Annotated in this window: 20 protein-coding genes; 10 read left to right on the top strand and 10 right to left on the bottom strand. The window is 72.9% G+C overall.

What is annotated here, in order from left to right; genetic code table 11:
- Nucleotides 1–103: 103 nt before the first annotated feature.
- Nucleotides 104–814 (bottom strand): iron-dependent transcriptional repressor DtxR, encoded by a 711-nt coding sequence (locus tag HDA32_RS01540; RefSeq protein ID WP_179641467.1) that lies wholly within the window; start codon nt 812–814, stop codon nt 104–106.
- Nucleotides 815–1,038: 224 nt separating this feature from the next.
- The gene (gene pdxH / locus HDA32_RS01535) at nt 1,039–1,704 is read right to left on the bottom strand and encodes a pyridoxamine 5'-phosphate oxidase (protein ID WP_179641466.1); all 666 of its coding nucleotides are present in this window, start codon (nt 1,702–1,704) and stop codon (nt 1,039–1,041) included.
- 144 nt (nt 1,705–1,848) lie between these two features.
- On the opposite strand from pdxH, the gene HDA32_RS01530 reads away from it, so the two are divergent.
- The 5 genes from HDA32_RS01530 to HDA32_RS01510 all read left to right on the top strand — a co-directional run bounded on the left by HDA32_RS01530 (nt 1,849) and on the right by HDA32_RS01510 (nt 7,247).
- Nucleotides 1,849–2,955: a citrate synthase 2 gene (locus tag HDA32_RS01530; RefSeq protein ID WP_179641465.1), complete on the top strand. Its 1,107-nt coding sequence runs from the start codon at nt 1,849–1,851 to the stop codon at nt 2,953–2,955.
- A 359-nt stretch (nt 2,956–3,314) separates the two neighbouring features.
- On the top strand, nt 3,315–4,436 hold the full coding sequence (serC, locus tag HDA32_RS01525) for a phosphoserine transaminase (RefSeq protein ID WP_179641464.1): 1,122 nt from the start codon (nt 3,315–3,317) through the stop codon (nt 4,434–4,436).
- 114 nt (nt 4,437–4,550) lie between these two features.
- Nucleotides 4,551–5,546: a glycerophosphodiester phosphodiesterase family protein gene (locus HDA32_RS01520; protein ID WP_179641463.1), complete on the top strand. Its 996-nt coding sequence runs from the start codon at nt 4,551–4,553 to the stop codon at nt 5,544–5,546.
- A 7-nt stretch (nt 5,547–5,553) separates the two neighbouring features.
- A complete protein-coding gene (locus tag HDA32_RS01515) occupies nt 5,554–6,513 on the top strand; it encodes an aminoglycoside phosphotransferase family protein (protein WP_179641462.1) in 960 nt (319 codons plus the stop codon).
- Nucleotides 6,514–6,641: 128 nt separating this feature from the next.
- A complete protein-coding gene (locus HDA32_RS01510; protein WP_179641461.1) occupies nt 6,642–7,247 on the top strand; it encodes a Uma2 family endonuclease in 606 nt (201 codons plus the stop codon).
- Between the two features lie 14 nt (nt 7,248–7,261).
- Here the strand turns inward: HDA32_RS01510 and HDA32_RS01505 are convergent, their stop codons facing one another.
- Nucleotides 7,262–8,299, bottom strand: coding sequence for a YjiK family protein (locus HDA32_RS01505; protein ID WP_246334183.1), 1,038 nt, complete (start codon nt 8,297–8,299; stop codon nt 7,262–7,264).
- Between the two features lie 107 nt (nt 8,300–8,406).
- Here HDA32_RS01505 and HDA32_RS01500 point away from each other — a divergent pair, with 107 nt between their 5' ends.
- Complete coding sequence (locus HDA32_RS01500; protein WP_179641460.1) at nt 8,407–9,132, top strand: 3-keto-5-aminohexanoate cleavage protein; 726 nt, start codon at nt 8,407–8,409, stop codon at nt 9,130–9,132.
- Nucleotides 9,133–9,310: 178 nt separating this feature from the next.
- Here HDA32_RS01500 and thpR read toward each other — a convergent pair whose 3' ends face one another.
- The 4 genes from thpR to HDA32_RS01480 all read right to left on the bottom strand — a co-directional run bounded on the left by thpR (nt 9,311) and on the right by HDA32_RS01480 (nt 13,635).
- On the bottom strand, nt 9,311–9,880 hold the full coding sequence (gene thpR, locus HDA32_RS01495) for an RNA 2',3'-cyclic phosphodiesterase (RefSeq protein WP_179641459.1): 570 nt from the start codon (nt 9,878–9,880) through the stop codon (nt 9,311–9,313).
- Between the two features lie 136 nt (nt 9,881–10,016).
- On the bottom strand, nt 10,017–11,285 hold the full coding sequence (locus HDA32_RS01490) for an MFS transporter (RefSeq protein ID WP_179641458.1): 1,269 nt from the start codon (nt 11,283–11,285) through the stop codon (nt 10,017–10,019).
- A gap of 224 nt (nt 11,286–11,509) precedes the next feature.
- A complete protein-coding gene (locus HDA32_RS01485; protein ID WP_376766925.1) occupies nt 11,510–11,965 on the bottom strand; it encodes a MarR family winged helix-turn-helix transcriptional regulator in 456 nt (151 codons plus the stop codon).
- A 170-nt stretch (nt 11,966–12,135) separates the two neighbouring features.
- On the bottom strand, nt 12,136–13,635 hold the full coding sequence (locus HDA32_RS01480; protein ID WP_179641457.1) for an NCS2 family permease: 1,500 nt from the start codon (nt 13,633–13,635) through the stop codon (nt 12,136–12,138).
- A 154-nt stretch (nt 13,636–13,789) separates the two neighbouring features.
- On the opposite strand from HDA32_RS01480, the gene HDA32_RS01475 reads away from it, so the two are divergent.
- The 3 genes from HDA32_RS01475 to HDA32_RS01465 all read left to right on the top strand — a co-directional run bounded on the left by HDA32_RS01475 (nt 13,790) and on the right by HDA32_RS01465 (nt 19,147).
- On the top strand, nt 13,790–14,116 hold the full coding sequence (locus tag HDA32_RS01475; protein WP_179641456.1) for a DUF2530 domain-containing protein: 327 nt from the start codon (nt 13,790–13,792) through the stop codon (nt 14,114–14,116).
- A gap of 337 nt (nt 14,117–14,453) precedes the next feature.
- A complete protein-coding gene (locus HDA32_RS01470) occupies nt 14,454–15,941 on the top strand; it encodes a DUF7059 domain-containing protein (protein WP_179641455.1) in 1,488 nt (495 codons plus the stop codon).
- Nucleotides 15,942–16,051: 110 nt separating this feature from the next.
- Nucleotides 16,052–19,147, top strand: coding sequence for a sacsin N-terminal ATP-binding-like domain-containing protein (locus HDA32_RS01465; protein WP_179641454.1), 3,096 nt, complete (start codon nt 16,052–16,054; stop codon nt 19,145–19,147).
- A gap of 204 nt (nt 19,148–19,351) precedes the next feature.
- On the opposite strand, the gene HDA32_RS01460 is transcribed toward HDA32_RS01465, so the two are convergent.
- The 3 genes from HDA32_RS01460 to HDA32_RS01450 form a co-directional block, all read right to left on the bottom strand.
- Nucleotides 19,352–20,107 (bottom strand): DUF3027 domain-containing protein, encoded by a 756-nt coding sequence (locus HDA32_RS01460; protein WP_312862997.1) that lies wholly within the window; start codon nt 20,105–20,107, stop codon nt 19,352–19,354.
- 216 nt (nt 20,108–20,323) lie between these two features.
- On the bottom strand, nt 20,324–20,707 hold the full coding sequence (locus HDA32_RS01455) for a cold-shock protein (protein ID WP_179641452.1): 384 nt from the start codon (nt 20,705–20,707) through the stop codon (nt 20,324–20,326).
- 588 nt (nt 20,708–21,295) lie between these two features.
- Nucleotides 21,296–22,144: an HAAS signaling domain-containing protein gene (locus HDA32_RS01450; RefSeq protein ID WP_179641451.1), complete on the bottom strand. Its 849-nt coding sequence runs from the start codon at nt 22,142–22,144 to the stop codon at nt 21,296–21,298.
- A gap of 106 nt (nt 22,145–22,250) precedes the next feature.
- On the opposite strand from HDA32_RS01450, the gene HDA32_RS01445 reads away from it, so the two are divergent.
- The gene (locus HDA32_RS01445; RefSeq protein WP_179641450.1) at nt 22,251–24,749 is read left to right on the top strand and encodes a helicase-associated domain-containing protein; all 2,499 of its coding nucleotides are present in this window, start codon (nt 22,251–22,253) and stop codon (nt 24,747–24,749) included.
- Nucleotides 24,750–24,861 lie beyond the last annotated feature (112 nt).

The raw sequence follows: 24,861 nt of genomic DNA, 5'->3' as shown, positions 1-24,861 counted from the left end.
CTTCGTGCCGATCGGCCCACGCCATGAGCCGAGCGTAGCAACAGCGGGGAGCCATCCGCAGAGCAACGCGTCATCCGCTCGGGGGCCCCGGCCCCGCGCGCGGCTACGGTTTTGCGACGAAGATATGACTGGCGATCTGCCGTGACAGCTCGGTCGGCTCGCCATCCCTGTGCGTACCACCCATCACTCGCACGCCGTCATCGCTCACGAGGAGCGTCACTTCCTGATCAGGTTGTACCCCGGCGCGTTTGAGGCTGAGCATCACTTCCGTGTCACTTTGCAGTTGCTCACTGATGCGCCGCACGGTGACCGTGGTGTCGGTGGCGTTGGCGACGTCGACCATCGGCACGATGGAGTCGCCGGAGAAGGGCTCGGGGGCGTAGTCGTCCAGGCCCAGTTCGTCCAGGCCGGGGATCGGGTTGCCGTGCGGGCAGACCGACGGGGCGTTCAGCAGCTTGACCAGCCGCTCCTCGACCGCCTCCGAGATGACGTGCTCCCAGCGGCAGGCCTCGACGTGGACGTCCTCCCAGGGCAGCCCGATGACGTCGACCAGCAGCCGCTCGGCGAGGCGGTGCTTGCGCATGACGTGGGTCGCCAGCCGCCGGCCCTCCTCGGTCATGACGAGGTGCCGGTCGTTCTCGACGCGGAGCAGTCCGTCGCGCTCCATGCGGGCGACCGTCTGGCTGACCGTCGGTCCGCTCTGCTGGAGTCGCTCCGCGATGCGGGCTCGAAGCGGCACGATGCCTTCCTCTTCGAGCTCGAAGATGGTGCGGAGGTACATCTCCGTGGTGTCGATAAGCCCGTGTGCGGTCAAGGCTCCCCCTCCCCTCGTGGGCCCGTTGAGAGCTGTCAACGGCAGATCTCTCAACGCGGGCCAGTGCGCGGCTGTTCCGCCGATCGCACACCCGGAGGCGGGCGGCACTCACCGGCTTCAGCGCCTCTGACCGCAGGAGCGGCCACCGCTGTTTCAATCATAGCGCGGCAACGGGCAACCCACTTCCAGGCAATGTGTTCACCATCACGCGGAAAGACGCGGTCTCAGGGGGAGAGGCGGTCGATCTCCCACGTCTCGTCGGCGGGGTCGCCGCCGACCAGGAGGTAGCGGAACCGGTCGTGCATCCGGTCGGGACGGCCCTGCCAGAACTCGACCTCCACCGGGCGGATCCGGAAACCGCCCCAGTAGGCCGGCCGGGGGATCTCCTCCCCCTCGGGCCAGACCGAATCGAACTGCGCGTAGAGCGCGTCGAGCTCGGCGCGCCCCTCCACCCTCGACGACTGGCGCTCACTGGCCCACGCGCCGATCTGTGAGCCCCGCGGCCGCCGGGCGAAGTAGGCGTCGTTCTCTTCGTCACTGAGATATTCGACACGGCCCGAAATAACGACCTGACGCCGGATCGGGTGCCAGGGGAAGACCGCGCCGACCCTCGGCTCACCGGCGAGCGCCCGCCCCTTCCGCGAGGTGTAATTGGTGAAGAAACGCAGGCCGGAGCGGTCGTACCCTTTAAGGAGGACGGTCCGGACCCGGGGAGCTCCGGACGGTTCGACCGTGGCCAGGACCATCGCGTTCGGTTCGGCCAACCCCGCCGTGTGCGCCTGTGTGAACCAGGTGTGAAACTGCTCCATGGGGTGCGCGGACAGAGCAGAACGGCACAAAGGCGTACCGTCGTAAGGTTCACGCAGCTCAGCAGGGTCACAATGGTTCACAGTGGTGCATCCTCACACGATCTGTGGGGCGTACGCCACCTGGCGGCACAACCATTGGGGACACCTCGCGTGTCATCGAAAAATCCCCAACCGGTTCACTGGGATCAACCCTTTCCAGGGACCGAGGAGACGGAGGAAGCCGGTATGTCGGACTTCAAACCCGGGCTCGAAGGAGTCGTGGCGTTCGAGACCGAGATCGCCGAACCGGACAAGGAGGGCGGCGCCCTCCGGTACCGCGGTGTCGACATCGAGAACCTCGTCGGCCACGTCACCTTCGGGCGCGTTTGGGGGCTGTTGGTCGACAACAGCTTCAACCCCGGACTTCCCTTCGCGGATCCGATCACTCTGCCGACCACGACCGGTGACGTCCGTGTCGACGTGCAGAGCACGCTGGCGACCCTGGCACCGCTCTGGGGCTTCAAGCCGTTGCTCGACATCGACGACGAGGAGGCGCGCGACAACGTCGCCCGCGCGGCCTCGGCGGCTCTCTCCGTGATCGCGCAGTCCGCCCGCGGCGACCGGCCGCAGGTTCCGCAGAGCCGCGTCGACGAGGGCTCCTCCATCGTCGAGCGGTTCATGATCCAGCTCCGCGGCGAGCCGGACCCCCGGCACGTCAAGGCCGTGGACGCCTACTGGACGTCCGCCGCCGAGCACGGCATGAACGCCTCGACGTTCACGGCCCGCGTCATCGCCTCGACCGGCGCCGACGTGGCGGCCGCGCTCTCCGGCGCCGTGGGCGCGATGTCGGGCCCGCTGCACGGCGGCGCGCCGGCGCGCGTGCTGCACATGCTGGACGAGACCGAGCGCATCGGCGACGCCCGCACCTACGTCTCCCAGGCGCTGGACAAGGGCGAGCGGCTCATGGGCTTCGGCCACCGCGTCTACCGCGCGGAGGACCCGCGCGCCCGCGTGCTGCGCCGCACCGCCAAGGAGCTCGACGCCCCGCGCTACGAGGTGGCCGCCGCGCTGGAGAACGCCGCGCTGGACGAGCTGCACGCCCGCAAGCCCGACCGGGTGCTCGCCACCAACGTCGAGTACTGGGCCGCGGTCGTCCTGGACTTCGCCGACATCCCGTCGTCGCTGTTCACCTCGATGTTCACCAGCGCCCGCACCGCGGGCTGGTCGGCGCACATCCTGGAGCAGAAGCGGACCGGCCGCCTGGTCCGCCCCAGCGCCGACTACATCGGCCCGGCCGAGCGCGACATCAAGGCCGTCGACGGAGCCGACGAGGCCATCTCCCAGGGCGTGTAGCGCACGCCTCGCAGGAGCCGGACCGAAAAGGACCCCGTGACCGGTCACGGGGTCCTTCGCCGCTTCCGCGGGCGGGGCCGCTCCTCGCCGAGTCGCCGTTCCGCTCGCTCACAGGCCCCTTTCCCGGTCGGGCCGGTCCTCCGAAAGAAACATTTTCCGGTGCCCGAATCTCGGTACCAGGGAGTATCGGCGCACGGCCCTCCGACTCAATCGGGGCAAAAGAGGACTATGTCCGGACGGCCACAATTCACTGACCCGGCGTTCCGCCATCCACCGGACCGACCGCCGCGGATTCCGGTGCCGCCGCACCTCACCCCCTCACCTGCGGCCGCACACCTCCGGCGAGTACGCTTGGCCGGGTGACCGAGATCCAGATTCCCGCGAGCATCCTGCCCAGTGACGGTCGCTTCGGCTGCGGCCCGTCCAAGGTCCGCCCCGAGCAGTTGAGCGCCTTGGCCTCCTCCGGCGCCGAGTACCTCGGCACCTCGCACCGACAGAAGCCCGTGAAATCCCTCGTCGGCCGGGTCCGCTTCGGACTGAGCCGGCTGTTCTCGCTGCCCGAGGGCTACGAGGTCGTCCTCGGCAACGGCGGCACCACGGCGTTCTGGGACATCGCGGCGTACGGCCTGGTGCGCGAGAAGTCCCAGCACCTGTCGTTCGGCGAGTTCTCGTCGAAGTTCGCGAAGGTCACCAAGGGCGCCCCGTGGCTGGCCGAGCCGACCGTGATCGCCTCGGACCCCGGCACGCACGGCGAGCCGCGCGCCGAGGACGGCGTCGACGCCTACGCGCTCACCCACAACGAGACCTCCACCGGTGTGGCGGCCCCGATCCGCCGGGTCGAGGGCGCGGCCGACGACGCCCTGGTGCTCGTCGACGCCACGAGCGGCGCCGGCGGCCTGCCGGTGGACATCGCCGAGACCGACGTCTACTACTTCGCGCCGCAGAAGTCCTTCGCCGCCGACGGCGGGCTGTGGATCGCGATCATGTCCCCGAAGGCGCTGCAGCGGGTGACCGAGATCGCCGACGGCGGCCGCTACGTCCCGGAGTTCTTCTCGCTGACCACGGCGGTCGACAACTCCCGCAAGGACCAGACCTACAACACCCCGGCCGTGGCGACGCTGCTGCTGCTCGCCGAGCAGATCGAGTGGCTGAACGGCCAGGGCGGCCTGGACTGGGCGACGCGCCGCACGGCCGAGTCCTCCGCCGTCCTCTACACCTGGGCGGAGAAGTCGGCGTTCGCCACCCCGTTCGTGGTGGACCCGGCGCAGCGCTCGCAGGTGGTCGGCACCATCGACTTCAGCGACGACGTCGACGCAGCGGCGGTGGCCAAGGTGCTGCGCGCCAACGGCGTGGTGGACACCGAGCCCTACCGCAAGCTGGGCCGCAACCAGTTGCGCGTCGGCATGTTCCCCGCCATCGAGCCGGGCGACGTGCAGGCGCTGACCGAGTGCGTCGACCACGTGGTGGGCCGGCTGGCCTGAGGCGCCGCCGACGGACGAGCACGAACGGACACCGCGGCCGGTCCGGGTCGACCCGGACCGGCCGCCCGCGGTCGAGGGACCCGGCAGCGGGTCGAAACGGACGGACCTTTCGCGTTGCGCAGGAACAAGCAGGCACCCAGGATCAAGATCATCTCTCACCGCGGCGCCTCGGGCCACCGGCCCGAGCACACGATGGGCTCCTATGAGCTGGGGGCGCGCTACGGCGGCGACTTCATCGAGGTGGACCTGGTCGCCACCAAGGACGGCCACCTGATCGCGCGGCACGAGTCGGAGATCGGGCACACCACGGACGTCGCCGGGCGCCCGGAGTTCGCCGATCGGCGCACCACCCGCACCGTCGACGGCAGGGAGGTCACCGGCTGGTTCGCCCAGGACTTCACGCTGGCCGAGGTCAAGACGCTGCGCGCGGTCGAACGGGTGCCCGATGTGCGCCCGGACAACGCCGCCCTTGACGGCCGGTTCGAGATCCCGACCCTGGGCGAGATCATCGAACTGGCGAAGAAGCTCACCGCCGAGCTGGGCCGGCCGATCGGCGTCTACCCCGAAACCAAGCACCCGGCCCACCACGTCTCCGCGGGCCTGGAGCTGGAGCCGCCGCTGATCGCGGCGCTGCGCGAGAGCGGGCTGGCCGGGCCGGAGCCGGAGGTCCCGGTCTTCCTGCAGTCGTTCGAGGCCGAGAGCCTGAAGAAGCTGCGCGAGCTGGAACTGCCGCTGGTGCAGTTGATGGGCACCGAGGAGCACTGGCTGCCCCTCACCACGCCGGAGGGCCTGGCGGAGGTCGCGGCGTTCGCCGACGCGATCGGTCCGGCCAAGGCGCTGGTCGTCCCGCGCGACGACAACGGCGACCTGGGCGAGCCCACGTCGCTGGTCGCCGACGCCCACGAGGCCGGCCTGCTGGTCCACCCCTACACCTTCCGCAGCGAGAACACCTACCTGCCGACCTCCCTGCGCTCCGGCACCGACCCCAACGCGTTCGGGAGCTTCGCCGCCGAGTACGAGGCGTTCTTCGCCGCGGGGGTCGACGGCGTCTTCACCGACCACTCGCGGCACGCCTTCCTCGCCCGCGAGATCTTCCTGGAGGAGGGCTGAACACGTCGTGACCGGCACCCCCGCCCCCCGTTCCGCCCCTGCGCCGCTGCCGGCCCCCGTCGTCCGCAACGTCCGCGCGCTCACGGACGGGACGGCCTGGATCGACGCGCTGCCCGGCATCCTGGAGCGGCTGTGCGCCGAGTGGGAGCTGGACCCGGGCCGCCCGTTCGACGGCGGCAGCTGCTCGTGGGCGGCGCCGGTGACCACCGCCGACGGCGGGCGCGCCGTCCTCAAGGTCTCCTACCCGCACCGCGAGGCCCGGGGCGAGGGCGCCGCGCTGCGGTTCTGGGACGGCGCGGGCGCGGTGCGGCTGCTGCGGTCCTCCCCCGACGGCTTCGCCCTGCTCCTCGAAGCCTGCGAGCCCGGCGGCAGGCTGAAGGACGCGGAAGGGCCGCCCGAGGACCTGCTGACCGCGGCGGCGCACGCGCTCGCGGGCCTGTGGTCGCGCGGATCGGGCGAGGGACTGGGGCTGGAGCGCGTCGGCGACGTCGTCGCGGAGTGGGCCGTTCTGACGCGTGAACGCTTCGCGCGGCTGCGCCCGGACCCGCGGGTGTTCGACCCGCGCCTGGTGGAGCTGGGCGCCGGGCTGCTGGAGTCGCTGCCCGCGACCGCCACGCGGACGGTCGCCGTGCACGGCGACTTCAACCCCGGCAACATACTGGCCGCGACCAGGACCCCGTGGCTGGCGATCGACCCCAAGCCGATGGTCGGCGACCCCGGCTACGACCCGTGGCCGCTGCTCATGCAGGTCGACCCGCCGGGCGGGCACGCCGACCCGAAGGCGGTCTTCCGGCACCGCTTCGCGCTGGTCGCCGACGTGCTCGGCGAACCGGTCGAGCGGCTGCTCGCCTGGGCCTTCGCCCGCGCGGTCGAATCGTCCTTCGACCTGCTCGACACCGGCTTCACCGAAGAGGCGGAGCAGGAGATGACCGAGGCCCGCGTCCTGGCCGATACCGCCGGGCTGTAACCGAGAAATCGGCCCGGTCCCGAGGCGCTGACCGCGCATGATCCACAACGGCTGTTTATCCTGTGGAAATGACGGGCGGACCGGACCGGCGTTGACTACGCTTCCGGTTCTGGAGGTGACGTAGCGAAATGAGTGTCGCTGTGATGGAAGCCGTTTCCCCTGCCACACCCGGCGAGGATCTGCTGCTGCGCACCTGGCGAGAGCTGGATGTGCCCGACGGATGGCGGGCCGAAATCATCGACCCGGGAAGAATCAGTCTGGTGGCACCCCCCTCGAACCCACACAATTTCATCGCCGGACGGGCGAACCGCGCCCTGCTGCGCACGATTCCCGACGATTGGGACATCTACCAGACGCTTGGCATGTGGATCACTCCACTGTGCAAGCTGTTCATCCCTGACCTGGTCGTCGCTCCGCATGCAGTGCTCAGGGACACCAAGGCGCCGGTCCCGGCCGAAGAGATCTTCCTCGCGGTCGAGATCACCTCCAAGGACAACGCCGACACCGATCGCAAGACAAAGCTCTGGGGATACGCCCACGGCCCGGTCCCGCTGTATTTGCTGATCGACGCGTGGGACCCGAACGGCCCGTCGGTCACCCTGTACGAGAACCCACGGTCTGGCCGCTACCTGCACTCCCACACGGTTCCCTTCGGGGAGAAGATCACCGTTCCGGCGCCCTTCGACCTGGAGCTCGACACCTCGGAATTCCCGCCGGGCGAGGAATGGGACTGAGCGGGTCCGCCCTCTCATCCCCTCCTGGCGAGCAGGACGATGCCGCCGATGACGACGGCGGCGACGCCGATCCCGCCCAGGATGAAGGCTGAGGCGCCGCCCTCCTCGTCCTCGGCCGACTCGGCCGGCGGAGTCGCCGAGACGGTCTCCTCGGCCTCGGGGCCGGTCCCGCCCTCCGCGGGCAGCGGGACCCGCCAGACGGGGCTGCGCGCCCCTTCCGTCCCGGCCATCAGGGCCGTGCCGTCCGCGGTGTAGCTCAGCGACTCCCCCTGGTCCAGCTCGGGCAGTGAGACGCGGTCGACGATGTCGCCGGGGACGCCCTCGGACGCGTCGTAGAGCGTGGCGCCCCAGTAGGTGCGGACGGCGTAGTGCGAGCCGTCCGGCGCGAACGCCGCGTCCGTGGCGTACAGCGGGGCCGAGCCGACCCTGGTCAGCTCGTTGGTCCCCTCGGCCGACAACCGCTCGGGGGCCGCGTAGACGCCGCCGGCGATCTCCTTGCTGATGACGTAGAGGCGGCCGTCGCGCGGGTCGACCATCATCCCCTCGGCGTCGCGGCCGCCGTCGGCGTAGGTGAACGTGAACGTCGTGGCCTCGACGGTCTGGTCGGTCAACCGAGCGGGCTCGGGCAGCCGGTAGACCCGGACGTTGGGCCAGCCGCCCTGGAAGTTGTCGCCGATGTCGCCGACGTAGATCGCCGGTTCCCCCGCGTCGTCGGTGCCGACCGCGACGGCCTCCCAGTCGCGGGACTCCACGCCCGAGCCGGACAGGGTGATCGTGGCCAGCGTCCGGCCGTCGGCGCCGATCGCGTAGAGGTCCGGGCCGTACTGGTCCCCGCTGTCGTTGTGCGTCCAGTACACGCCGTCGTGCCGCTGCGAGGCCGCCAGCCCGCTGGACTCGGCGATGCTCGGGTCCTCCAGGTGGAAGGCGAGCTCGGAGCCCTCGGGCAGGTCCCCCGTCGCCGACGGCTCCGGTGAGGGCGGCGGCGCCGCGCCGAGCGTCACGGGAAGCACCGCGATCGCCGCCGCCAGCCGTACAACGGCGCTTCTCGTCATGTGCGCCATCCTGCCACCTCCCATCCGGACCGTCGCACATGGCTTGCGACCCGTGCGCCGTGGGCATGTTCGGACACAGGTGATCCGCCCGAGGCGAGAGGAAGGCCATGAGGATAGTCGCCTGCCTGAACGGAGACCGGCGTCCGGGAGCGCACCCGTCCCTACCGGTCTCGGCGGACCAGCTCGCCGCCGACGCGCGCGCCGTGGTGGCCGCGGGGGCGACGGAGGTGCACGTCCACCCGCGCGACGCCAAGGGCGCCCAGAGCCTGGAACCGCAGGTGCTGACGGCTGTGCTGGAGGCGCTGCGGGCGGCGGTCCCCGGGGTGCCCATCAGCGTCACGACCGCGCTGTCGGCCGAGCCCGATCCGTGGCGGCGCTACGACCTCGTCCAGCGGTGGGGAGGACTGCCCGACGCCGCGACGGTGAACCTGCACGAGCCCGGTTCGGTGGAGGTGGCGCGGATGCTCATCGACCGGCGGGTCTCCGTGGAGGCGGGGGTGTGGACGGCCGACGCGGCCCGCATCCTGGTCGCGAGCGGGCTGGCCGCGGAATTCGACCGCGTCCTCGTGGAACCCATGGAGCAGACGGTGCAGGAGGCGCTGGGCACCGTGGCGCGCATCGACGCCGTCCTGGACCGCGCGGACCTGCGGTCGGCCAGGACGCTGCACGGCACCGACGTCACGGCCTGGCCGCTCCTGGACGCCGCGGTCGCCAACGGGCGCGACGTGCGGATCGGGCTGGAGGACACGCTGCTGGCCCCGGACGGCTCCGAGGCCGAGGACAACGCCGCGCTGGTGGCCCTGGCGGTCGCCAGGGCGTCCACGTCGGCCTGAACCCGCCCGTGGCGTTCCGGGGCGCTACCCCAGCAGCGCCCCGAGGACGACGATGAGCACGATCACCGCGAGCACCGTGGGCAGCAGCCAGCGCTGCTTGCGGTTGTTGGTGAGCATGCTCATGGGGTCGCCCCGCTTCTCGGCCGCACGGCTGTTCTCGGTGGACGTGGATCCAGCCTCAGGATAGGGCGCAGGTGGCGACGGTCCGGTACCGGGGAGCGCCGTTCGGGCGGCTGTGCACCAGGTGGACGTCGGCGGCCCGCCACGGCGGCGCGTCGATTCCGTCCAGGGAGCGCCTGAGGGCGGAGAGGTCGGACGGCCACCGGGTGCGCACGAGCGTGAGATGCGGCACGTAGGGCCGGTGCTCCACCGGCACGCCGAGGTCGGCGGCCGCGTCGCGCAGCCCCTCGGCGAGCCGGGTCAGCGCGGCGACGTCGCCCTCCACCCCGGCCCACAGCACCCGGGCGCGGGCGGCGTCGTCGGGGAAGGTCCCGGCGCCGCGCAGTGCGAGCGTCATGGCCGGGTGCCCCGCGGTCTCCGCGGTGAACCGCTCGCGCAGCGCGGGCACCCGCTCGTCGGGGACCTCGCCGAGGAACACCAGCGTCAGGTGCCAGTCCGCGCGCGGCGTCCAGCGGACGCCGCGCACGTCCCGGCGGGCGCCGCGCCGGTCCGGGCGGGCGTCGGCGAGGGCCCGCCCGACCGCGTCGAGGGTCCCGGTCGGCGGTTCCAGCGCCGCGAACAGCCGCATGTGCGTCCTCCTGATGTTCGACGACCGTGTTCGCACAGGGACCGGCCGTCGCAGTGCGCGCAAGCCGCCGGCGGCACGGCAGGGCCGAGCCCTGAAAGTCCCATCCCACCCCATGAACGCGGCGGTCGGAGTTCGATCAGCTCTCCTCCGCCTCGGCCAGCGGTCGGCGGGTGATCTCGACGAAGGGGCGGCGCAGGGGCGTCACCCGCAGGGAGACGCCGAGCCTGCGGCCGAGCAGCACGGCCACCAGGGCCGTCACCACAACGGTGACCACGCCGCCCGTGGCGAGGCTGACCTGCGGGCCGAAGGTGTCGGCGAGAAAGCCCACGATGGGCGCGCCGATCGGGGCCATGCCCAGGAAGACCAGCATGTACATGCTCATGACCCGGCCGCGCATCTGCGGGTCGACGCCGAGCTGGAAGGTCGCGTTCATCGCCGTGTTGAAGGTCAGGAACGCGACGCCCATCGGCACCAGCACGAGGACGAACGGCAGGTAGCCGGGCGCGGCCGCCGACGCGATCTCCAGCGCGCCGAACACGAACGCCCCCGCCAGCACGGTGCGCAGCCGCGGGCGGTCGCGGCGGGCGGCGAGCAGCGCTCCGGCCAGGGCGCCGACGGCGATCGCCGCGGCGGCCACGCCGAACGCGCCGGCTCCGGCCTGGAAGACGTTGTTCGTCATCAGCGCGATCTGGTTCTGCACGTTGGCGCCGAACATCTGCAGGAAGGCGGTCATGAGCAGGAGCAGCATCAGGTCGGGGCGGCCGCGGATGTAGCGCAGGCCCTCCCGGATCTGGCCCTTGGTGCGCGGCGCCGGCTCGGTGACGTGCAGTTCGCCCGGGCGCATCATCCACAGGCCGGTGAGGACGGCGATGAAGGACAGCGCGTTGATCAGGAACACCGGACCGCTGCCGATCACGGCGATGAGCAGGCCGGCGACCGCGGGGCCCGCGACCCGGCCGAGCTGGAAGCTGGCGCTGTTCAGGGCGATCGCGTTGGGCAGGTCGTCGCGGCCGACCATCTCCACGACGAACGTCTGGCGCGCGGGGTTGTCGACGACGGTGACCATGCCCAGCGCGAAGGCGAACAGGTAGACGTGCCACACCTGGGCCGCGCCGGCGGTGGCGATGACGCCGAGGCCGAGCGCGAGGACGCCCATCGTGGCCTGGGTGGCGATGAGCAGGCGGCGCTTGGACATCCGGTCCACGAGCGTGCCGCCCCACAGGCCGAACAGCAGCATGGGCAGGAACTGCAGCGCGGTGGTGACGCCGAGCGCCATGCCGCTGCCGCCGCTGAGCTGAAGCACCAGCCAGTCCTGGGCGATGCGCTGCATCCAGGTGCCGGTGTTGGAGACGACCTGGCCCATGGCGAAGAGCCGGTAGTTGCGGACGGTCAGGGAGCGGAACATCGCGGGTCCGCGGCCGCGCTTCGGGGCGTCCCCGGCGGATTCGGCGTCGGAGGGGGACCCGGTGGGTTCGGCGGGTCGGTTCGGTTCGACGGGTCCGGCCGCGGTCGGCGCGGGCACGTCGGGGCCACCGGCGGATTCGGGGGCTGTGCCGGGTTCGGGGCCGCGCGTCCGGGGTGTCGTGGTGGTCGTGGTCTCCTCCTCACGCACCCCGGCCGCGGCCCCGGCTAAGACTGGCTCAGCCGCTCCAGGATCTCCGCCGCCTTGCGCAGGGTCGCCTTCTCCTCCGGCGTCAGCTCCGCGAGGCGCAGGGTCAGCCACGCCTCGCGCCTGCGCCGGTCGGCCCGCACCAGTTGGGAGCCCTCGTCGGTCAGCTCCACCAACTGCTGGCGCCGGTCGTCCGGGTGCTTCCTCCTGCGCACCAGGGCGCGCTCCTCCAGCGCCGCGATGATCCTGGTCATCGACGGCGGCTGCACCTTCTCGTGGTCGGCGAGCGCGCCGGGCGTCATCTGCCCATGCCGTGCGAGCGTGAACAGCACGGCGCTCTGCCCCAGGGACAGTGACGCGTCCGGACGCTGCGCGCGGAGTCTCCTGGCGAGCCTGCCCACGGCCACGCGAAGCACCGCGGCCAGACCGGCGTCGGTCCTGGTCTGCTGGGAAACGTTGGGATGCTTCATTAGCATGGCTCATTACTCTTGCTAACAATATATCGCGGCGCGGTATTTCACATCATCCGGGCGGCGGGAAAACGGGGTCTCGATCACAACGGACCGCGCGAACGCGAAGTGCCCCGCCCGCTGCGCGCGGACAGGGCACTGTAGCGCTTGGACGCCTCGACCGGCCCGTGAAGGGGCTACACGCCGAGGAGGGCCCGGATGGGGTCGAGGGCGAAGTAGGCGAGGAAGGCCGCCGCGATGATCCACATCAGCGGGTGGATCTCCCTGGCGCGGCCCTGCGCGATCCTGACGACCGCGTAGCTGACGAACCCCGCCCCGATGCCGTTGGCGATCGAGAAGGAGAACGGCATGATCACGATCGTCAGGAACGCGGGGATGGCGACCCCGTAGTCGGAGAAGTCGATCTTGGTCACCTGCGTCATCATCAGGAAGCCGACGACGATGAGGACCGGGGTGGCCGCCTCGAACGGCACCAGGGTGACCAGCGGGGAGAACAGGGTCGCCACGAGGAAGAGCACCCCGGTGACGACCGAGGCGAAGCCGGTGCGCGCGCCCTCACCGGCCCCGGCGGCGGACTCGGCGTAGACCGTGGCCGAGGACGCCGAGGCGGCGCCGCCCGCCGCGGCGGCCAGCGAGTCGACCACCAGCACGTTGCGGGCGCCGGGCAGGTCGCCGTCCTCCGCCAGCAGGTCGGCCTGGCCGGCGACGCCGACCATGGTGCCCATCGTGTCGAAGAAGTCGGCCAGGAGCAGGGTGAACATCAGCAGGATCGCCGCGATGACGCCCACGTGCTCGAAGCTGCCGAACAGGTTGAACTGCCCGATCAGGCTGAAGTCCGGCGGCTGGACGACCGCGCCGACGGAGTCGGGGACCACCGGCGGCGCCAGGGCCCAGCCGGTGGGGTTGTAGTCGCCCTCGGCGTCGACCATCGGGCCGACCCCGACCAGCGCCTCGACGGCGATCGCGAACACGGTGGAGGCGATGATGCCGATCAGCAGCGCGCCCTTGACCTTGCGCACCATCAGGATGACGGTCAGCAGCAGGCCGACCACGAACACCAGGATCGGCCAGCCGCTGAGGCCGCCCTCGCCGAGCTGCACCGGCACGGTGCTGCCGGCCGCGTCGGGCACGCGGCGGATGAAGCCGGCGTTGACGAAGCCGACGAGGGCGAGGAACAGGCCGAGGCCGACGGCGATCGCGGTCTTCAGGCCGGGCGGGATCGCCCGGAACACGGCGCTGCGGAAGCCGGTCAGCACCAGGACCAGCAGGATGAGGCCTTCGAGGACCACGAGCCCCATCGCGTCGGCCCAAGTCATCTGTGGGGCCAGGGTGTAGGCGACGACGGCGTTGAGCCCCATGCCCGCCGCCAGGGCGAACGGGTAGCGGCCGACGACGCCCATGAGGATGGTCAGCGCGCCTGCGACCAGCGACGTGACCGCCGCGACTCGCACCCCGCCGAGCACGTCGCCGTTCATGTCCTCGGCGGTGCCGAGGATCAGCGGGTTGAGCACGATGATGTAGGCCATGGCGAAGAAGGTCGCCAGGCCACCGCGGATCTCGCGGGCGAAGTTCGATCTGCGCGCCGACACCTGGAAGTAGCGGTCGAGCACACCCTTGAAACCGGTGCTCGGGGGGGCTTCCGTGTCCTGGGGGGCGGGATTGGGCGTTGGATTCACTCGTCTGAGCCTGATCTGTCCGGATTACGGTACTGAGTCAGGTTAATTGCATCTTCCTCTAACTCAAACCATGCTGACCTGCCGCTTTTAGGAGGATCGCACAACCGCGGGCGCTCCGTGCCGGTGGATGTGGCCGATCGTCTAGCCTGAAACCGTGCGCAAGCCCCGGCAGCCCGACCCCGAGGTCCTGGAGAGCGACTACCGCGTCCCCACGGCCCTCGGCGCCGCGGCATGGGCCGTGGCGCTCGTGGTGCTGCTCGCCATGGGCGACCGGCTGGCCGAGTCCGACCGCTGGTGGATCTGGGTGTGCGTCACCGGGATCGTGCTCGGCGTGTTCGCCTTCTTCTACATCCCGCGGCTGCTGCGCAAGCGCTCCGATGCCGAGGATCGGCACGCCGCCAAGCGCGCGGCCGCCGCCGAGGAGCAGGAGGACCAGGAGGAGCGGCCCCCCGGCGAGCAGCCGGCCGACGAGAGCGCCTAGTGTCCTGAGTCGTTGACGGGAACGGGAGGCTGTGGCCGCAGTCCTTTCGTTCACCACCGCATGACCTGGGAAGGCCGCCGTCAGCGCGCCGGCGGTGGCGGCGCGAAAGGTCACGCCGCACGCCTTCTGCCGGTCGCCCGCCACCGACGGCCGGAGCCTTGGACAGCGGCAATCCCGCGACCTTCCGCGTCGCCGGACGCTTCGCGCCGACAACAGCCCCACCAGGCCCGCACGGGCCCGGCCAAGACCTGGAGACAATCCCCGCCCCCTCCCCGTCAACGGTCCAGGACCCGGACCACACGGTCCCGGAGTGGCATATGTCCTTGATAATGGGCGCGTGCCGAATTCGTTCCACCCCTTCCCACGCCATCTCGCCGAGCGGCTTCGCCGAATCCTGATCGAGGCCGACTACACCGTCTCCGGCGTACGCGACCGGCTCGGCGACACCGCCGCGCGGGCGCTCGCCCGCGAGCAGCTCGTGCCCGCCCTGCGCGCCACCGGCGGCGAAGAGGGCCTGGGCGTGCTGCTGCGGCTGTGGTGGCTGCAGGAGCCCGTGGCCGAGGAGGCGGCGCGGGCCATCCTGCCGGTCGCGGAGCTGGCCGAGACCGGGCTGCTGGCGGTGGCCGGCGGAGAGGTGCGCGCGCTGGTGCACCTGGGGCCGTGGGAGCTGGCGGACGGCCGTCCCGGCTACGTCGTCTCCGACCCCACCGTCCGCCCCGGCCTGGGACAGCCGCACCCGGACCACGTGGTCGGCGCGGGCGGCGCGTCGGCGACGCTGTCCAGGCTCATCGTGGACGGGCCGATGGAGCGCGCCCTCGACATCGGCACCGGCTGCGGCGTGCAGGCCCTGCACCTGGCCGAGCGCTCCGCCGACGTCTGCGCCACCGACGTCAACCCGCGCGCCCTGCGGATGGCCGAGATGAGCTGCGCGCTGTCGGGCCTGGACAACGTGCGCACCCGCGAAGGGTCGCTGTACGAGCCGGTGCGGGACGAGCGCTTCGACCTCATCGTCTCCAACCCGCCGTTCGTGATCACCCCGGAGTCGGCGCGCTACACCTACCGCGAGTCCGACCTCTCCGGCGACGCGGTGTGCGCCGAGATCGTGCGCGGGGCCCCGCGGCGCCTCACCGACGGCGGCTGGTGCCAACTGCTGGCGAACTGGCTGCACGTGGACGGCGAGGACTGGCGGGACCGGGTCGGCGCGTGGGTGACCGGGACCGGCTGCTCCGGCTGGGTCGTGCAGCGCGACGTGCAGGACCCCGCGGAGTACGTCGAGCTGTGGCTGCGCGACTCCTGCGAGCACGGCACGCCCGAGTACACCCGGCGCTACGACGCCTGGCTGGACTACTTCGAGCGGGAGGGCATCAAAGGCATCGGCTTCGGCTGGATCTGCCTGCGCAACGACGCCGCCCAGGACGCCACGGTGCGGGTGGAGGAGCTGCGCCACGAGATCGAGCAGCCGGTCGGCGCGTACCTGCCGGAGGTGGTGAACGGCGCGATGACCTCGCACCGGCTGACCGACGCCGCGCTGCTGTCGGCGCACGTGGCGCTGGCCCCCGGGGTGAAGGAGGAGCGCGTCGGAGTCCCCGGCGCCCCGGACCCCGAGCGCATCCTGCTCCGCCAGGGCTCGGGCCTGCATCGGGTGGCCCAGGTCGGAACGGTGGAGGCCGCGCTGGCGAGCGTCTGCGACGGCACGATGCCCGTCGGCCCGCTGCTCGACGCCATCGCCGAGCTGACCGGCCAGGACCAGGCCGACCTGCGCGAACGCACCCCCGACACCCTGCGCGCGCTGATCGCCGAGGGCTTCTTCCGCGTGGCGCGGTAGGGCGCGCCGAGCGGTCCGCGCGGGATCGCCCCGGCCGGTCGGGAAAATCCGTCTGAGAACGGGTGGGCGGTCGCGTACCGTGGTCCCGCACCGACTCGGGAGGAGCCCGCATGGTCCAGGTGACGGCCGATCCGTTCGGCACCGCTGAACTGCGGCGACGAGTTCTCGACGGATGGGCGGACTCACCCGCCCGATTCCGGGAGGACGCCAACGCCGAGGAGGACTACGCGCTCGGCGGCTACCGCGACCGGATCGTCGTGGAGCTCGCGCAGAACGCGGCGGACGCCGCCCGGCGGGCCGGCGTCCGGGGGCGGCTGGGGCTGACCCTGCGCGGCGACGTGTTCACGGCGGCCAACACCGGCGCCCCGCTGACCCCCGCCGGGGTGGAGTCCCTCGCCACGCTGCGGGTCTCGGCGAAGCGCGACGACGCCGACGCCGGCGGTTCCGTCGGGCGGTTCGGGGTCGGGTTCTCGGCCGTGGTCGCGCTCAGCGACGACGTCACGGTCGCCTCCCGCGACGGGGCCGTGCGCTGGACCCGCGACCTCGCCCGCACCGCCGTGCGCGAGGCGCTGCTGGACAGCGGCCGGGCCCGCCCGGAGCTGGCGGCGGAGCTCCAGCGGCGCGGCGGCGACGTGCCGCTGCTGCGGCTGCCGTTCGAGTCCGACGCGCGCACGCCCGACGGTTACGACAGCTCCGTCGTCCTCAGGCTCCGCGACGACGATGCCCGCGTCCGGCTGAACCGGCTGCTCGGCGAGACCGGGCAGGCGCTGCTGCTCGCGCTGCCCGACCTCGCCGAGGTCGAGATCGACGTCGAGGGCGCCGTCCGGACGCTGCGCGTGCGGCCCGGAGCGGCCGACGGGGAGCTGGTCACCCGGATCGACGACGGCTCCGGCGAGCGCAGCACCCACTGGCGCACGGTCACCCGGACCGGCCGCTTCGAGCCCGACCGGCTCGCGGACCGCCCCACCGAGGAGCGCGGCCGCACCGACTGGAGCCTCACATGGGCCGTCGCCGTCGACGAGGCCGGCGGCGTCGCCGGCCTGCCCGCCGACGTGCCCCGCGTCGTGCACGCCCCGACGCCCAGCGACGAGGAGCTGCACGTCCCCGCGCTGCTCATCGGCTCCTTCCCGCTCACCCCGGACCGGCGCCACATCGCCTTCGGCCCGGCCTCCGACACGCTCATCACCGAGGCCGCCGGGGCCTACTGCGACCTGCTCCGCCTGCTCGATCCGCGGGCCACCTGGGACCTCGTCCCGGTCAACCTCATGCGCGGCGGCGAGTTCGACGCCCGGTTCCGCGGCGAGGTGGCCGCTCCCCTGCTGGACACGCCGTTCCTGGTGACCGCGGCCGGCGAACCCGTGCGGCCGCGCGACGCCGTCGTGGTGGAGGGCGGCACCGAACTCGTCGACGTGCTGTCCGAGCTGATCCCGACCGTGCTGCCGGGCGACTGGAACCTCCGCCATCCCGGTCTGGGGCAGTTGCGGCTGCGCCGCGTCGGACTCGCCGAACTGGCCGACCTGCTCGGCGACCTCGAGCACGATCCGGCCTGGTGGGCGCGGCTGTACGCCGCGCTGCGCTCGGCCGGGCAGCAGGGTGCCGACCTGGAGGAGCTCGGCGCGCTCCCGGTGCCGCTGGTGGACGGGCGGCTGGTGCGCGGCCCGCGCGGACTGCTGGCGCCCAGCGGTCCGGCGTTCGGCTCCGACGCGCTCGACCCGGGCGCGCTGGCGCCGCTGGGCCTGCGGATCGTGCATCCGCGGGCCGTCGACCCGCTGCTGCTGCGGCTCGGCGCGGTCGAGGCGAACGAGCGCGCGGTGCTCACCGACCCGCTCACACGGGCCGCCGTGGAGAACTCGCTGGACGCCGACGACCCCGACGACATCGCCCGGTCGGTGCTGGAGCTGGTCTCGGCGTCGGGGGCCACCGTCGACGAGGCCCCGTGGCTGGCCGAGCTGGCGCTGCGCGACAACGAGGGCGGCTACTCCCTGGCGGGCGAGCTGCTGCTCCCGGACAGCCCGCTGCTGGAGGTCCTCGCCGAGGACGCCCCGTTCGGCGTGGTCGCCGACGACCTGGTGCGGCGCTACGACGCGGAGACGCTGGAGGCGGTCGGCGTGCTGCGCTCCTTCACGCTGTGCCGCGCGAGCGACGTGACGCTGGGCGCCGCGCTGGACGAAAGCCTGGACGACCTGCCGCTGGACGGCGTCGAGGACTGGGCCGCCGAGGTCATGGAGCGGCTCGGCCACCCCGACCTGCCGCCGGTCGTGCCGGAACTGGTGGGCGTGCGGGACCTGGAGTTCGTGCGCGAGGACCGGTGGCGGCGGGCGCTGGAGCTGCTGGCGGCGCGCGGGCCTCGGGCCGCGGTCACCGAACCCGTGCGGGTGCTGCGCGGCGACGGCCGCTCGGTCGACGTGCCGTCCTACACGGCGTGGTGGCTGCGGACGGGCGCGCTCCTGGACGGGCGGCGGCCGGTGGAGTTGCGGACCGGTGACGCCGATCCGGCGCTGACCGGGCTCTACGACGAGGCTCCCTCGGAACTGGACCCGCACCTCGCCCGGGCGCTGGGCGTCCGCACCGGGCTGGCCGACCTGCTCGCCGAGCCCGACGGGCCGGACGAGCTGCTGGACCGGCTGGGCGACCCCGGGCGGCGGGTCTCCCGGGAGTCGCTGCGGCGGATCTGGGCGGCGCTGGCCGGGGTGGACGCCGAACGGGCGTCGCCGCCGGAGAGCGTGCGGGCGGTGCGCGACGGCGCGATCGTGGTGGCCGACGCCGAGGACGCGGTGGTGGTGGACGCCCCCGACCTGCTCCCGCTGCTGGCCGGACGCCCGGTGGTGCTGGTCCCCGCCGAGCACGCCGCCGCGCTGGCCGACGTCCTGGACCTGGCGCTGGCCGGCGAGGAGGTCGAAGGCCGGGTGACGTCGGCGGGCGAGGTCCGCCAGGTGCCGGACGAGGTGCGCGTCTTCCTCGACACCGGGGTCCTCACCTACCTGCACCACGAGGAGCTGACCGTGGACGGGACCCGGGTGGAGTGGCGCTGCATCGGGGGCCAGGTGCACGCGAGCGGCACCGACGGTCTCGCCCGCGCCCTGTCCTGGACGGCGGGCCGCTGGGACCTGCGCCACCTGGTGGCCGCGGTCCTGAGGGACCCCCGGAGCGTCCTCGACCTCCTCGCAGAGGCCGACCTGGACCCGGACCCGGCCCGGGGGCTCTGAAGGAGGCCTTGAGTCCAGGGGTCTGTCAGGCCGGCCCCAGGAGGGAGGGCGTGCGGGTGGGCGATTTCCGTCCACGGGCCTTCGGCCACGCGAGAGAATCGCCCAACCACCGCGAATCCCACCTTCGGCCGAGGCTTCACACCCCCTAGAAGCCAAGGACCGCGCACGCGGCCGTCGGGCCGACGCGGCGGCGGGGCGCCGGCGTCACTTCTCGGAGGAGACCAGCTCCAGTTCGGTGGTGTCGTCGAAGACGATGTGGTCGTAGCCCAGCTCGTCGACGACCGGGGTCACCGGCTCGGACGGGGGCGCCGGCGGCGCGGCCTCGGAGTGCGCCCCGCAGCCGTGGTCGAGGGAGACGACCCTGCCGTCGTCGGGCGCGTACTCGTTGGCGCAGACCCCGAACATCTGCCGGAACTCGCCGGCCAGCGGGGTCATGAAGCCGCAGGTGGCGCACTGGGCCGGAGCGGCACCGGCGATGGGGCTGTGCGGCCCGGCGGCGCCGTTGTACCAGCGCTCGGCCGCGGACTCGCGGCCGGTGTCGGACAGGACCCTGGCCCGGCCGAGGCCGAGCTCCCAGACCATCTGCTTGTCGTCGCCGTCCTCGGTGACCTCGTCGTCGGCCACCTGCGCGTAGCCCGGCATCAGCCGCTCGTCATCCTCGGAGCTGGGCAGGAGGTCGCCGACGCCCAGGTCGCCCGGGCGCAGCCGCTCCTTCCACGGCAGCCACTCCGGGGCGAGCAGCGCCTGGGAACCCGGCAGCAGCACCGCCTCGTTCACCGTGACGTGCTTGGCGCGGGAGGCGCGCACGACGGTGACGGCGTAATGCCAGCCGGGGTAGGCGGGATCGAGGCAGGCGAAGAGGTGGGTGACCAGACGGTCACCCTCGACCTGTGCGGAGAGGTGTTCGCCAACCCACTCCGGTCGTCCGATCTCGGCGGCCGCGGCACGGGCGAGGTCCACCGCTGCGATGCATGCCTGGTCTGGTGTGGGAGAACGACGGGTACGGCTCACGTTTCCATTTTCGCTGATTACGGGCACCAACTTGACCATGACGGCGATCGATAGCCGACCGTTACGTGGTTTCCAGGGCAGCATGACACGCCCGGTCACGGCGGTGTGACAGGGCGCGCCCTCTCGGGTTTTCGGGTGCCGCGGGCGTGCGGACGGCGGAGACGCTCAGGCCTCCAGGTCGTCGGCGACGACGCGCAGCACCTGGGCGATCTTGGCCGCCTCGCGGCGATCTGGGTGCTTACCCCTACGGTACGCGGTCGAGACGCCGTCGAGGAGCTTGATGAGGTCCTCGACGATGAGGACCATCTCGTCGGGCTTCTTGCGCATCGCCTTGGCCACCGACCTCGGCGCGTCGAGCAGTTTCACCTGCAGGGCCTGGGCTCCCTTGCGGCCTTCGACGATGCCGAACTCGACCCGCTGGCCGGACTTCAGGGAGTCGGCGCCCGCGGGGAGCGCGGAGGAGTGCACGAAGACCTCACCGCCGTCGTCGTTGGTGAGGAAACCGAAACCCTTGTCGCTGTCGTACCACTTGACCTTGCCGGTGGGCACGTGTGACCTCATCGTTCTCGCCGTCGGAACAAGAAGGGGAAGCCGACGGGCCGCCTCCCCGCGGGTCGGACGTCCACTCGGCCTCCCGGCCCCATCTTCACATGGGCGCACATTCAGGCTAGTGCGAAGCACTCGGGGGATGCGATAGATCGACCGGGGCGAATTGCCGCAAAGCACCACGGAACACGGCCGTAACCGGTCATGCGGCCGCCTCCCGTGCCACGGGTGGGCGAGAGGCCCGGAGGCGGATCTCCGGGCCTCTCTCGGCGGCATCCCCATACCGCTGGTTGCGGAGTTGTGGGACGGGACCCGGCGGTCTCGGGATGCCGTCAACCGGATGGCGCACCAGCGCCGGGATCGCCCCGGTGGGCCTACGACAATGGCTTGGCCGCCGCCCAGGGTGCCCATCACGTTCCTGCGGTGAACTGGAAGTGGAGCGGAACGCATGGACATCATTACTCGGGACCCCGGCGGAAACACCCGCGAAAACGCAGGTCAAGGAGTATATTTCTGAGGATTTAACGGACGATGACCCAACGCCGGCCCCGGCGGTGCGGCACGGCTGCGCCGCGCGGTGGCGCGCAGCAGTCACGCCGTCCCGGCCCGGGCGGTGCGCGCGATCCGGACGGCCAGGTAGAGGGCGCAGCCGCCCACGGCGAGGCGCATGCCCACCAGGCCGGTGTCCAGCAGGGACAGCCGGATCATCTCGTCGATGTAGGGCGCCTCGCCCGGCCACAGCAGCATGCCGGCGACCGTCGCGGCGATCGGGACGCCGACCGCGACCCGCTTGTCGGAGCGGTCCCACACCCGGCTCAGCCCCACCTGCACCGCGGCGATCACCCACAGGAACGCCGCCGCCCCGACCAGGGCGCTCACCAGGTACACGGCGATGGCGAAGAGCTCGGCCGGGTGCCGCCGGACCGCCGCGAGCAGGCCTGGGACGAGGTCGCCCGGGGAGAGCCCGCCCGGTGTGGGACCGCCGTCGGCGCCCTCGCGGGTGGCAATCCGGCGCGGGCGGCTCCTCTTCGGACCGCCGCGCCACGGCGGCGGATCGCGCTGCAATCGCACCTGCCGCGCGAACCCGCCGGTCAGGCCGCCCTTGGACGGCTTGGCCGACGTGGCGGCCTTGTCCGATGCGGCCGACTCGACCGGTCCGGTCGGCGCCTCCGGCCCGGTCCGGCTCTCCCGCGCCGCCTCCGCGTCCTGCGGCGGGTCCGCGCACTCCCGCGCCGCCAGCGCGGCCGGATCGCCGAACCCGCGCAGCACCCGGCGTACCTGCTCCGGGTCGCGCGCCCGCGCCGACCTGCACGCGTCCTCGATCCGGCCGCGCAGTTCGGTGATGTAGGCGGTGCGGCGGCGCGGCGGCAGGTACTGGTGCGCGGCGTCGCCGACCTTCGCCAGGTACTCCAGTACCAGTTGGTCCGAGCGCTCGCTCATAGGCCCATCGTGCCGCAAGATCACCTTCCGGTCCGGGAAAACCGGCCGCCGGGCGTGACCGGTCTCGCATGCGTGGTGTCCCCGGCATGGCATAGCGTGATGGGCGATGATCGACGACGCGGAGCCGGCGGTGCGCCACACCGCAGGGCGTCCTTTCACCTACACCTCATGGCTGCGGAGCCTGTCCGATCAGGAGCTGGCAGCGCTGTTCACCGCGCGCGCGGATCTCATCACCCCGGTGCCGGCCGACATCGCGGGGCTGGCCGCCCGCGCCACCTCGCGGCCGGCCGTCGTCCGGGTCCTGGACCGGCTGGACCGGTTCTCCCTCCAGGTGCTCGAAGGGCTGCTGGCCCTCGGTGACGACAGAGCCTCCAGCGCCCCGCACGGCACCGACCGCCGCACCTTCTCCACGGCGCTGGACGCCCCCGCACCGGCGCTCGACGCGGCACTGGACCGGCTGCGCGGCGCCGCGCTGGTGTGGGAGGACGGCGGACTGCTGCGCCCCGTGACCGTGCTGCGCGACATCCTCACCCAGCCGGCCGGCCTCGGCCCTCCCATGCGCGTCCTGCTCGCCGGCCGGTCGGCCGACCGGCTGAACCGGCTGGCCGCCGACCTCGGGCTCGCCACCGGCTACGAGGGCGGCGACCCCGCCGACCGCATCGCCGCCGCCATCGCCCGGACCGGCCGGCTGGCCGATCTGCTCGCCGAGGTCGGCGACGACGCCCGGCCGGTCCTGGACCGGCTCGTCTGGGGCCCGCCGCACGGCACCGTCTCCCAGGCCGACCGCGACGTCGACGCGGCCTCCGCGACCTCGCCGATCGACCGGCTGCTGGCGCGCGGCCTGCTGGTCGCGACCGACGACCGCACCGTCACGCTCCCCCGCGAGGTGGCGTTGCACCTGCGCGGCGGCCGACTGTTCCGGGAGGTCGAGGCGGAGCCGCCGCGGCCGTCCGGCCCCGAGCGCACCGCGACGACGGTCGCGCGGACAGCGGCGGGGCAGGCGTTCACGGTGATCCGGGGGATCGAGGAACTCCTGGAGTCGTGGGCCGCCGACCCGCCCGGCGTGCTGCGCAACGGCGGCCTGGGAGTGCGCGACCTGCGGCGCAGCGCGCAGGCCCTCGACTCCGACGAGGCGAGCACGGCGGTGCTGGTCGAGGCGGCGCACTCGGCGGGGCTCATCGCGGCCAGCGGTGAGGTCGACGGCGAATGGCTGCCCACCGCCGACTACGACGTCTGGCGGGCGGCCGAACCCGCGCGGCGCTGGGTGCGGCTGGCCGAGGCGTGGCTGCGCTCCACCCGCGTCGCCGGTCTCGGCGGCACCAAGGACGCGCGGGGGCGCTCCCGCAACGTCCTCGGCGAGGGCCTGGACCGGCGTTCGGCCCCCGAGGTCCGGCTCGACGTCCTGCGCGCGCTCGCCGCCGCGCCCGAGGCGACGGCGCCCACCGGAGAGTCGGTGGCCGCGCACCTCGCGTGGCTGCGTCCGCGCCGCCAGGGGCCCGCGTTCACCACCCTGGTCGAGACCGCGCTGGACGAGGCCCGCGTCCTCGGCCTGACCGGCCGCGACGCGCTCGCCCCGCACGCACGCGCGCTGCTGGAGGAGACGACCGGACCGCGCCACGACGACGGTCCGGCCGGTTTCGCCGCCGACTCCGCCGCCGCTGCCGAGCTCGCCCGGTCCCTGCCGGAGCCGCTCGACCACTTCCTGGTCCAGGGGGACCTGACCGCGGTCGCTCCCGGACCGCTGGTGCCCGCGCTGGCCAGGGAACTCGCGCTGGCCGCCGACGTGGAGTCCACCGGCGGCGCGACCGTCTACCGGTTCAGCGCCGACTCGGTCCGCCGCGCGCTGGACGCCGGGCGGGGCGCGGGCGAGCTGACCGAGCTGCTGGAGCGGCACTCCACCACCCCGCTCCCGCAGCCGCTGCGCTACCTCATCTCCGACATCGCCCGCAGCCACGGCAGGCTGCGCGTGGGTACCGCGTCGAGCTACCTGCGCTGCGACGACCCGGCCGTGCTGGAGGAGCTCCTCAACGACCGCCGCTGCGCCGATCTCATGCTCTTCCGGCTCGCCCCGACGGTGGTGGCCGGCCGGTCCACCAGGCCGGTCCTGCTGGACCGGCTGAACGACCTCGGCTACCACGCGGTGCCCGAGGCCGTCGACGGGTCGGTCCAGCTCAGCCGCCCCGAGGTCCGCCGCGCGGCGCGGCGCGCCCCGGGCGAGCTCACCGAGCCCGAGCCGCCGGGCCCCGAGCTGCGCATGGCAGCGGTGCGGGCGCTGCGCGCGGGGGACGAGGCCGCGACAGCGGTCCGGAGCCCCATCGCCGCGCCGGAGGCCGAACCGCCCCGCTCGCCCACCGCGGCCACCCTGGCGGCCCTGTCCTCGGCGGCCGTGGACGGCCGCCGGGTCTGGATCGGCTACCTCGACACCGAGGGCCGCGCCAGCAGCAGGATCGTGGAGCCGGCCCGGGTGGACGGCGGCTACCTCACCGCCTACGACGCGACCCGCGCCGCCGTGCACCGATTCGCGGTGCACCGCATCACCGGCGTCGCCGCCGTCGGTCCCGGTGGGGATCCGGCCGGACGGCCGACCGGGAAGCCGGCCGGCTGACGGACCCGAGCGGTGGACCGGGCCGACCCGGATGCGCCGCACAACCCTCTCTGCACGGGCCGCCGGGTCTGATGGGATGGAGAGGACCCGCAGACCCACGGAACCCGCGGAG

It is taken from the genome of Spinactinospora alkalitolerans, from assembly GCF_013408795.1.
Classification (GTDB): domain Bacteria; phylum Actinomycetota; class Actinomycetes; order Streptosporangiales; family Streptosporangiaceae; genus Spinactinospora; species Spinactinospora alkalitolerans.
The sequence above is the reverse complement of the archived record's forward strand: the minus strand, read 5'-3'. Positions and strand labels throughout refer to the sequence as shown.